Origin of the sequence: Nocardiopsis sp. MG754419 (genome assembly GCF_018207095.1) — a bacterium.
Taxonomy (GTDB): Bacteria; Actinomycetota; Actinomycetes; order Streptosporangiales; family Streptosporangiaceae; genus Nocardiopsis.
The window spans coordinates 1-9,861 of sequence record NZ_QOCZ01000188.1; the positions used below are offsets into that span (position 1 = coordinate 1).

Below are 9,861 nucleotides of genomic sequence, written 5' to 3' on the forward strand. Positions count from 1 at the left end.
CGGGACTTCTTCCGTGATCCGACGGTGGCCGGTGTGGACCGGTTGGTCGCCCAGGGCCGAGGGGCGGTGTCGCGGCCGGAGTTGGTCCCCGCTGATCGCGGTGAGCTCTCCCCGCTGTCGTACGCCCAGCGACGACTGTGGTTCGTGAACCGGATCGAGGGTGCCTCCGCCACCTACAACGTGTCCGTCGCCCTGCGCCTGCGCGGGCCCCTCGACTCCGGTGCTCTGCGCGCCGCACTCGGCGACACCGTGGACCGCCACGAGGTCCTGCGCACGATCCTCACCGAGCACGAGGGAGAGCTCCACCAGCAGGTGCTCGGAACCGGAGAGGCCCGCGCCCGGTTGGGCTTCGAGACGAGCGAACGCGCCGAGTCCGACGTCCCCGGCGCGATCGAGGAGTTCATCGGCCGGACCTTCGACCTGGCCGGGGACCTGCCGGTGCGTGCCGCGCTGCTCCGTGTCGGCGACCAGGAGTCGGTGCTCGTCCTGCTGATGCACCACATCGCGACCGACGGCTGGTCCGAGGGCGTGCTTGTCCGCGACCTGTGCCAGGCCTACACCGCGCGCCTCGCCGGCGGAGCGCCGGAGTGGGAGCCGCTGCCGGTGCAGTACGCCGACTACGCGCTCTGGCAGAACGAACTCCTGGACCGGCGGGACGGGGAGGGTGTGGCCGTCGGCCGGCTCGACTTCTGGCGGGAGGCCCTCGACGGAGCTCCGGAGGTCCTCGCCCTGCCCCTGGACCGGGCCCGCCGTTCATGGCGCTTCAGGCCGCCCTGGCGGTGACCCTGAGCCGCTCGGGCGTCGGTGAGGACGTGCCGTTGGGCACCCCGGTGGCGGGTCGTACCGATCCCGCCCTGGACGACCTGGTCGGGTTCTTCGTCAACACGCTCGTCCTGCGCACCGACACCTCCGGGAACCCGTCCTTCGGCGAACTGCTGGAACGTGTCCGGGAGGTGGACCTGGCGGCGTTCGACCACCAGGACGTGCCCTTCGACCTGTTGGTGGAGGAGCTCAACCCGAAGCGGTCCACCGCCCACCACCCGCTCTTCCAGGTCATGATGGTCCTTCAGAACAACGCCGTCGTGGAACCGCGCCTGCCCGGGCTCCGGGTGGACCGCGAGCCCTTCGGCTGGAAGACGGCCAAGTTCGACCTCACCTTCGCCTTCGAGGAGGGGCCCGAGGGCCTGACAGCCGTCGTGGACTACGCCACGGACCTGTTCGACCGCCGGACCGCAGAGGGCCTGGGCGAGCGGCTGATCCGGGTGCTGACCGCCGTCGCGCACGACCCCGGGGCAGGGGTGGCCGACATCCCCCTGCTCACCGGGGACGAGTTCCACGCGCTGGTGGACGGGGTCAACGACACCGCGGCGGGTGAGCCGTCGGCCCTCGTGCACGCCCTGTTCGAGGAACGGGCCGCGGCGGCACCCGACTCCGTGGCCCTGGTCTCCGAGGGCGGCGAACTCACCTACGCCGAACTGAACACCCGGGCCAACCGGCTCGCCCGCCACCTGCGCGAGAACGGCGTCGCCCCGGGCGGCATGGTCGGCGTACTCCTGGAACGCGGTGTCGAGTACGCCGTCACCCTGCTGGCCGTCCTCAAGGCCGGCGCCGGGTACACGCCCCTGGACCCGGCTTTCCCCGACGCCCGGCTGGCCGCGATGGCGTCCGCGTCGGGGACCCGCCTCGTCGTCAGCCGCGCCGACCTGCTGGAGCGCGAGACCGGAGCCCGGCACACCATCGCGCTCGACACGGTCGCGTCCGCGGTCGACGGACAGGACGGGAGCGACCTCGCCCTCGACCTGTCGCCGCTGAGCACGGCCTGCGTGATGTTCACGTCCGGATCGTCCGGTGTCCCCAAGGGGGTCCTCGCCCCGCACCGCGCCATCGTGTCCACCTTCACCGGCCAGGACTACGCCGACCTGGGCCCCGACCGGGTCTGGCTGCAGTCCGCACCCGTCTCCTGGGACGCCTTCGTCCTCGAGTTCTGGGGGGCGCTCCTCCACGGTTCCGTCTGCGTCCTGCACCCCGGTCAGGTCCCCGAGCCCCCGCGTATGGCGGAGCTCGTCGCCAGGCACGGCGTCGACTCGCTCTTCCTGTCCACCGGCCTGTTCAATCTGGTCGTGGACGAGTACCCCCAGGTCTTCGAGGGTGCGCTCCAGGTCCACGTGGGCGGGGAGAAGCCGTCCGCGGAGCACATGCGCCGCTTCCGGGCCGCCTTCCCCGACACCCGCCTGCGCAACGGGTACGGGCCGGTCGAGAGCATGGTCTTCACCCACTCCCACGAGGTCCGGGACCAGGAGGACGGGCCCGTGCCCATCGGCGGGCCGCTCGCCAACCGCCGCGGCTACGTCCTCGACGAGCGCCTGCGCCCGGTGCCCGTCGGAGTCCCGGGTGAGCTGTACGTGTCCGGTGACGGGCTGGCGCACGGTTACGTGGGACTCCCGGACCTGACCGCCGAACGGTTCCTGCCCGACCCCTTCGGGGAGCCGGGCGCCAGGATGTACCGGACCGGGGACGTCGTCCGCTGGGTCGAGGCCGGTCGCGTCGAGTACCTGGGCCGCGCCGACGACCAGGTCAAGGTCCGCGGGTTCCGCGTCGAGCCGGGGGAGATCCAGGCCGTCGCCGCCGCGATGCCCGGTGTCGCCCAGGCGTTCGTCACGGCACGGAGGGACCACAGCGGCGTCATGGCCCTGGTCGCCTACGTCGTGCCCACGGCGGGCGCGTCCCTGGAGGGCGCGCGGGTCCGGGCCGCCGTCGCGGAGGTCCTGCCCGACTACATGGTTCCCTCCGCCGTGATGGTCCTGGACGCCCTCCCCCTGAACGGCAACGGCAAGGTGGACAGACGCGCCCTGCCCGAGCCGGACTTCGCCGCCGCCACGGGCTTCGGCCGCGCCCCCCGGGGCCCGCGCGAGGAGATCCTGTGCGGGCTGTTCGCCGAGGTCCTGGGCCTCGACCGGGTCGGTATCGACGACTCCTTCTTCGACCTGGGCGGGCACTCCCTGCTCGCCACCCGCCTCATCGCACGTGTGCGCTCCGTGCTCGGCGTCGACGTCGAGCTGCGCGAGCTGTTCTCCTCGCCCACCGTCACGGGCGTGGCCCGGGTGGTCGAGGCCGCCGGGGACCGCCCGTCCCGCCCCAGGGCGGTGCCCCGGGCGCGGCCCGAACTCCTTCCGCTGTCCTCCGCCCAGCGCAGGCTGTGGTTCCTGCACCAGGTCGACGGCCAGGAACGCGCCTACAACATCCAGACCGTGCTGCGCCTGGACGGCCGCCCCGACCCCGACGCGTGGACGTCCGCCCTCGCGGACGTCGTCCAGCGGCACGAGGCCCTGCGAACGGTCCTGCCCACCGAACAGGGGGAGCCCTACCAGCACGTCACGGACGGCTCCGCGATCCGCCTCCGGGTGCGCGCGGTCGAACCCGAGCAGATCCCGGACGTACTGAGGGACATCGACTCGCACGTCTTCGACCTGGAGGCCGGACCGCTGGTGCGCGCCGACCTGCTGCTCGCCGGGGAGGACGACTCGGCCCTGGTGGTGCAGATGCACCACGTCATCGGTGACGGCTGGTCGCTCGCGCCACTGCTCCGGGACCTCCAGGAGGCCTACGAGGCCCGCGCCGATGGACGCGCCCCCGTCTGGGACGCGCTGCCCGTCCAGTACGCCGACTACACCCTGTGGCAGAACGACCTGCTCGGCGATCCCGGCGACCCCGACTCGGCCCACAGCCGCCAGTCCCGGTACTGGGAGCGGGCGTTGAGCGGGTTGCCCGAGGTCGCGGAGTGGCCGCTCGACTTCCCCCGACCCGCCGAAGCCCCTCACGAGGGCGGCACAGTCACGGCGGTCCTGCCGGACGAGGTCTACGACGGGCTCCGGCGCGTCGCCCGCGAACACGACTGCACCCTCTTCATGGTGGTGCACGCCGCGCTGGCCGCCCTGTTCACCAGGATGGGCGTGGGCGACGACATCGCCGTCGGCACACCGGTGGCGGGCCGGACGGACCCGGCGTTCGACGACCTGGTCGGGTTCTTCGTGAACACCCTGGTGCTGCGCACCGACACGTCCGGGTCCCCCACCCTCGCCGACCTGCTGGCCCGGGTCCGCGAGGCCGACCTGGCCGCGTTCGACCACCAGGACCTGCCCTTCGAGCACGTGGTGGAACTCGTCAACCCCACCCGCAGCACCGCGCACCACCCCCTCTTCCAGGCCATGCTCTCCCTGGCCACGGGCGAGGTCTCGGCCGAACCGGGCGCCTCGGGACAGGACTCCGGCCGGTACGGACGGGCGGAGATCGACACCGCCAAGTTCGACCTCGGCCTGACCGTCGGCGACCGGTCCGCGGACGGTACCCGGCCCGCGAGCCTCGCACTGGAGTACGCCACCAGCCTGTTCACCGAACGGACCGCGCGATCCCTGCTCCAGCGCCTGGTCGCCGTGATGGAGGCCTTCGGGGCCGACACCGGCCAGGGCCTCGACGAACTCGACGTCCTCATGCCGCGAGAGCGTGTCCCACAGCCCGCCGAGGCCCACCACGGCGAGCGGTGCCCGACCTTCCTGGAGCGGCTCGCGGATCAGGTGCGGCGCACACCGGACCGCACCGCGGTGATCTTCGACGGCACCGAGCTCACCTTCGGCGAGCTGGACGCGCGGGCCAACCGCCTCGCCCACACGCTGATCGGCCTGGGCGCCGGCGCGGACCGGCCGGTGGCCCTGCTGATGGGGCGTTCGGCCGACCTGGTCGTCGCCATGATCGCCGTCCTGCGGAGCGGCGCGCCCTTCCTGCCGCTGGACCCGCGCAACCCGGCGGGCCGGATCACCGCCATCCTGCGGGAGGCCGGCGAGGGCCTCCTGCTGACGGACGCGCGGCACCACGCGCACGAGGCGGTGCGTGCGCTCCCCGACTCCACCCGCGTGCTCGTCGCCGACGAACACGCGGCCGCGCCGGACGCACCCCGGACGGACCCCGGCGCCTCCCCGGCGCCCGACTCCCTCGCCTACGTCATCTACACGTCCGGTTCGACGGGTCGCCCCAAGGGCGTGGCCGTGACCCACGCCAACCTCGCCCACCTGGTCGCCTCGCTCGAAGGGAGCGGCTACTACCTGTCCGAACCCGGAGTCTCGGCCTGGACCGCGAGCGCCGCCTTCGACGCCTCCCTCCAACAGTGGGGCACGATCTGCCGGGGGGACACGGTGCTGGTCGTCTCCGACGAGACCCGTGACGAACCGGACTCCCTCGTCCGAGACCTGGCCCGGCACCGCGTGACCTATCTGAACCTGACGCCCACCCACTGGGAACTGGTGCGCGACAGGCTCCTCCCGCGACTGACCGAGGCCTGGCCGCTGCGCCTGGCCCTGGGCGGGGAGGCCGTGCCCGCGCAGACGTGGACCGACCTGGCGGCCGGGACCGGCGGCGTCACCGCGTTCAACCTCTACGGCCCCACCGAGACCACGGTCGACGCCACGATGGCCGAGGTGACCGGAGCGCACCCGCACATCGGCCGGGGTCTCCCGGGAACGGTGACCCGAGTCCTGGACGAACGGCTGCGACCGGTGCCGGACGGCGTCGTCGGCGAGCTCTACCTGGCCGGTGACGGTGTGGCGCGCGGGTACCTGCACAGGCCCGGCCTGACCGCCGGACGGTTCGTCACCGATCCCCACGGAGCCCCCGGCTCCCGGATGTACCGGACGGGTGACCGGGCCTCCCGGTCCCCCGACGGCGACATCCGCTTCCACGGACGTGAGGACGACCAGGTCAAGATCCGCGGCTTCCGTATCGAGCTCGGCGAGGTCGAGGCCGTGCTCTCGGCGCACCCGGCCGTCGCCCACGCGGTCGCCCTGGTCCGTGAGGACCGGCCCGGCGACCCGCGGCTGGTCGCCTACGTCGTGGCCGAGGACGGCCACGGGATCGACGCCGTCGCCCTGGCCGCGCACACGGCCCGCTCGCTGCCGGAGTACATGGTCCCCGCGGCCACCGTCGTCCTGGACACCCTCCCGCTGAACTCCAGCGGCAAGCTGGACCGGCGGGCCCTGCCCTCGCCCCGGTACACGCCCACCGCCGTGGGACGCGAGCCGCGCACACCCCGAGAGGAGGCCTTCTGCGCGCTCTTCGCGGAGATCCTGGGTCTGGACCGGGTCGGGATCGACGACTCGTTCTTCGATCTCGGCGGGCACTCGCTCCTGGCCGCCCGGCTGGTCGGCCGGGCCTCGGACCTGGGGATCGAGCTCAGGGTTCGGGACGTCTTCCGTTCGCCGACCGTCGCCGCGCTGGCGGGCGCGCCGGTCGGGGACCACGAGGCCACCGGCGACGCCCCCGTGGAGGGCACCGCGGGCGCGTTGGAGGTCCTGCTTCCCCTGCGCGAGCACGGAGAGCGTCCCCCGCTCTTCGCGGTGCACCCGGGCGCGGGGATGAGCTGGTGTTACGCCGGCCTGGTCCGACACCTGCCCGGCGACCAGCCCCTGTACGGGTTGCAGACACGGGCGCTCACGGTCCCGGGTGAGCTGCCGGGCAGCGTCGCCGAGATCGCCGAGGACTATCTGGAGCGCGTCCGCTCCGTCCGGCCCCACGGCCCGTACCGGCTGCTGGGGTGGTCCTTCGGCGGACTCGTCGCCCACGAGATGGCGGTCCGCCTCCAGGCCGCGGGCGAGGAGGTGTCCTTCCTCGGACTCATGGACTCCTATCCCGTACCGCCCGGTGCCGAGCGCACCGACTTCTCCCATGACGAGGTGCTGGCCATGATGCTCGACGTCCCCTCCGGCGTCGGCTCCGAGGGTGCCCCGATCGACCGCGAGGACGTGGTCCGGCGGGTACGGCGGGGCGATCCCGTCCTGGCCGAGTTCGCCCCCGGCGACCTGGCCGCCCTCGTGGACGCCGCGGTCAACCACGCGGTCGTCATGAACCGCCACACCCCCGGCACCTTCGCCGGGGACACGGTCTTCTTCCGCGCCACGCGCGGGAGGAACGAGTACTCGCCCGATGTCGAGTACTGGAAGGAGCACATCGACGGCCGTATGGAAGTCCACGACATCGACTCCACGCACATGGGGATGACCCGCCCGGAGTCGGTGGGAGTGATCGGCCGACTGGTGTCCGCTCAGATGGAATCCACCACCTTCGAACAGCTGAGGAGCTGACGATGAACAACCCGTTCGACAACGCCGAGGGCACTTTCTACGTCGTGGTCAACGCCGAGGGCCAGCACTCCCTGTGGCCGTCCTTCGCCGACGTCCCGGCCGGCTGGGACGTCGTCGCGGGGGAGGACACCCGCGAGGCCTGCCTGCGGTACGTCGAGGAGAACTGGACCGACATCCGGCCCCGTAGCCTCGCCGCCGTCTGACCGAACACCACCGCTCCATCCTCTGGTGCGGGCCCGCGCGACGGGCCCGCACCCGGACCCACCGGCGCCCCTGCGGCGTCATCCCGTGTCCCCGCCCACGCCCCTCCTCCCAACCCGTCGGCAGCACCAGGAAACGAGAGTAGAGACCATGTCCGTACAGACCAGACCGGGCAGACCGGTCCGTGGCCTGGGCCGCGACTTCAACCGCTTCTGGGTCGGGAGCATGAGCAGCAGCGTGGCCGACGGCATCATGGCGACGGTGCTTCCGCTGATGGCGGCCATGTTCACCAACGACCCCGTCCTGGTCGCCGGGCTGGCCTTCGTGCGTTTCCTGCCCTGGCTGATCTTCGGCCTGTTCGTGGGCGCGCTCGTCGACCGCCTCGACCGGGGCAAGGTGCTGATCGTCGCGAACCTGGTGCGCGCCGCCACCCTGGTGGCGCTCGCGGTGGTCGTCGCCGCGGGCAACGCCACCATCCTCACCCTCTACGCGGTGATGTTCGTCGTCATGTCCTGCGAGGCGTTCTACGACATCGGCGGACGCGCCCTCATGCCCGAACTGGTCGCCAAGACCTCCCTGGACCGGGCCAACAGCCGCATCGTCGGCGGCCGGGTGGTCGTCCAGGACTTCGGCGGGGCCCCCATCGGCGGTCTCCTCATCGTGGTCGCGGCGGCTCTCCCGCTCGCGGTCAACGCCGGCGCCTACCTTCTCGGCGCCCTCATCCTCATCGGCCTGCCCCTGAGCGCCCGACGGCCCCGGGCCGAGGTACAGAACGCGCGGAGACCGGCGGTCTCCATCCTCGCCTCGGTCCGCGAGGGGACCACGTTCCTCTGGAACGACCGGCCCCTCAGGTACCTGGCACTGCACGGCTCACTCGTGGCCATGGGCTTCATGCTCCAGTCGTCCGTGCTGGTCCTCATCCTGCGGGTGCACTTCGGGGTACCGGAGGCGCTGTACGGCGTGTTCATCTCCTCCGCCGCCGTCGGGGCGCTGCTCGGGGCGCTCTCGGTCTCCCGCGTGGTCGCCTTCCTGGGACGCTTCCGCACCCAGGTCATCGCCTTCACGGTCATGGGTGTGGGCTGCATCGGGTTCATCGTGTCGCCCAACGCGTACGTGGCCGGTTTCTTCTGGGCCCTGATCGCGGTGGCCATGGCCCTGTCGAACACCGTCACCATCGGGGTCGCCCAGCTCGCCATCCCCGCCGAACTACGCGGACGGGTCTTGGGGTCCGTGCAGATCTTCGCGATGACCTTCAACGCCGTGGGCGCCCTCATCGGCGGTTTCCTCGGCCGTGTCGACCTGCGCCTGCCATCACTGATCGGTGGGGTGGTCGTCATCACCGCCACCCTGCTCCTCCTGCCCGCGCTGCGGACCATGGCACGGCGCGCTGACGAGGCCGAGGACAGGGACCGTCGGGAGGCGGAGAACGGGGAGTAGGCGGGGGCGTCCCGGACGCACCGGCCCACCCCGGGGAGAGGGGACTCGGACGGCGGCCCCGGTCAGTGCCGGCCGGGATCGAGTGCCGCGTCGAAGGCGGTCACGAGGAACACGTCGTCACCGGCCTCGTGGTCGAAGATCAGGGCGGTGCTGCCCACCGACAGGACCTCGCCGCCGGTCGTGCGCACCGGGATGGAGATCGAGGCCCCGCCCGCGGTGGTGATCTCGGCCTGGCCGAAGTTCTCCCGGGCCTCACCGATGCGGATCACGCAGGTGCGACCGACCAGTTCGTGCTTGGAGTCGCCCTTGCGGCGGGGCAGGAAACGCTGGAAGCCCATGACCACACCGCTGGTCACGGCCCAGGCGGCCACCAGGGCGATGAGCAGGACGACGCCGCCCAGGGCCCACAACAGGGGGGTGGAGGTGGTCTCGATAAGGCTGGTCACGATGCTTCCCATCATGCTGACGAACCAGGCCACGCCGATCAACATGGTCAGGGCCACGGTCACGGGCACCCGTCCGAGCCCGGCCTTGCTCAGTACCGCGCTGAGGCCGGCGGCGTCACCGTCGGCGTCCACGCTGTCGAGCATCTCGGTGTCGGCGGCGCCGACGATCACGAAGATCCAGTAGCCGAGGACGACGAGGAGCATCGGCGTGAACAGGACCGTGGGGAAACCGAAGGCGGCGCTCAGGAACAGGTTCATCCCGTGCACTCACTCCTTCGTGTTCGCACGGTTCCGCGGCCGGCGCCGGGGGAGGGCGCGCGGATCCGAGCCGTCGGGACCGTGCCGGGATCTTATCGAACGGCCCGTTTCGGCACGTCCTCGGGGGTGAGGCTTGACCGCTTGTGGCCACCTCCGGCCGGCGGCCGGACCCGAGCGCCGCGGTCGACACGGTGGTGCCGCCCTTCGTGCCGCCGCCCTCGACGGCGACGCCGACCTCGGTGCGGATTCCGGGCGTCGACCCCACCGACGCACCTCGCCTCCGGGGTCGCGTTGGCCGGAGCCAGCCACGGCGGACGCGGCCCCGAGGTGTCCCGTGATCCGTGGGCGATCGGCGCGGGTGAGGCTGGTGAGGTCGGATCCCGCCCCCCCCC

5 protein-coding genes are annotated in these 9,861 nt (G+C 72.4%); 4 read left to right on the forward strand and 1 reads right to left on the reverse strand.

Annotation, left to right across the window (positions count from 1 at the left end; genetic code table 11):
• From DSY14_RS29345 to DSY14_RS24965, 4 genes are all read left to right on the forward strand, one after another.
• Positions 1–783 (forward strand): condensation domain-containing protein (locus tag DSY14_RS29345; RefSeq protein WP_283091697.1); only part of this gene is annotated, 783 nt, incomplete at its 5' end.
• The gene (locus DSY14_RS24955; RefSeq protein ID WP_211719064.1) at positions 756–7,127 is read left to right on the forward strand and encodes a non-ribosomal peptide synthetase; all 6,372 of its coding nucleotides are present in this window, start codon (positions 756–758) and stop codon (positions 7,125–7,127) included. The genes DSY14_RS29345 and DSY14_RS24955, both read left to right, overlap by 28 nt.
• Before the next feature lie 2 nt (positions 7,128–7,129).
• The gene (locus DSY14_RS24960) at positions 7,130–7,330 is read left to right on the forward strand and encodes an MbtH family protein (RefSeq protein ID WP_049566754.1); all 201 of its coding nucleotides are present in this window, start codon (positions 7,130–7,132) and stop codon (positions 7,328–7,330) included.
• A gap of 148 nt (positions 7,331–7,478) precedes the next feature.
• Positions 7,479–8,765, forward strand: coding sequence for an MFS transporter (locus tag DSY14_RS24965; protein ID WP_211719065.1), 1,287 nt, complete (start codon positions 7,479–7,481; stop codon positions 8,763–8,765).
• Between the two features lie 62 nt (positions 8,766–8,827).
• Here the strand turns inward: DSY14_RS24965 and DSY14_RS24970 are convergent, their stop codons facing one another.
• The gene (locus tag DSY14_RS24970) at positions 8,828–9,469 is read right to left on the reverse strand and encodes an OB-fold-containig protein (protein WP_211719066.1); all 642 of its coding nucleotides are present in this window, start codon (positions 9,467–9,469) and stop codon (positions 8,828–8,830) included.
• Between the last annotated feature and the right edge of the window lie 392 nt (positions 9,470–9,861).

Excerpts from the sequence above, each read along its gene's own strand:
- DSY14_RS24955 (WP_211719064.1), top strand. The coding sequence starts at position 756 with ATGGCGCTTCAGGCCGCCCTGGCGGTGACCCTGAGCCGCTCGGGCGTC.
- DSY14_RS24960 (WP_049566754.1), top strand. The coding sequence starts at position 7,130 with ATGAACAACCCGTTCGACAACGCCGAGGGCACTTTCTACGTCGTGGTC.
- DSY14_RS24965 (WP_211719065.1), top strand. The coding sequence starts at position 7,479 with ATGTCCGTACAGACCAGACCGGGCAGACCGGTCCGTGGCCTGGGCCGC.
- DSY14_RS24970 (WP_211719066.1), bottom strand. The coding sequence starts at position 9,469 with ATGAACCTGTTCCTGAGCGCCGCCTTCGGTTTCCCCACGGTCCTGTTC.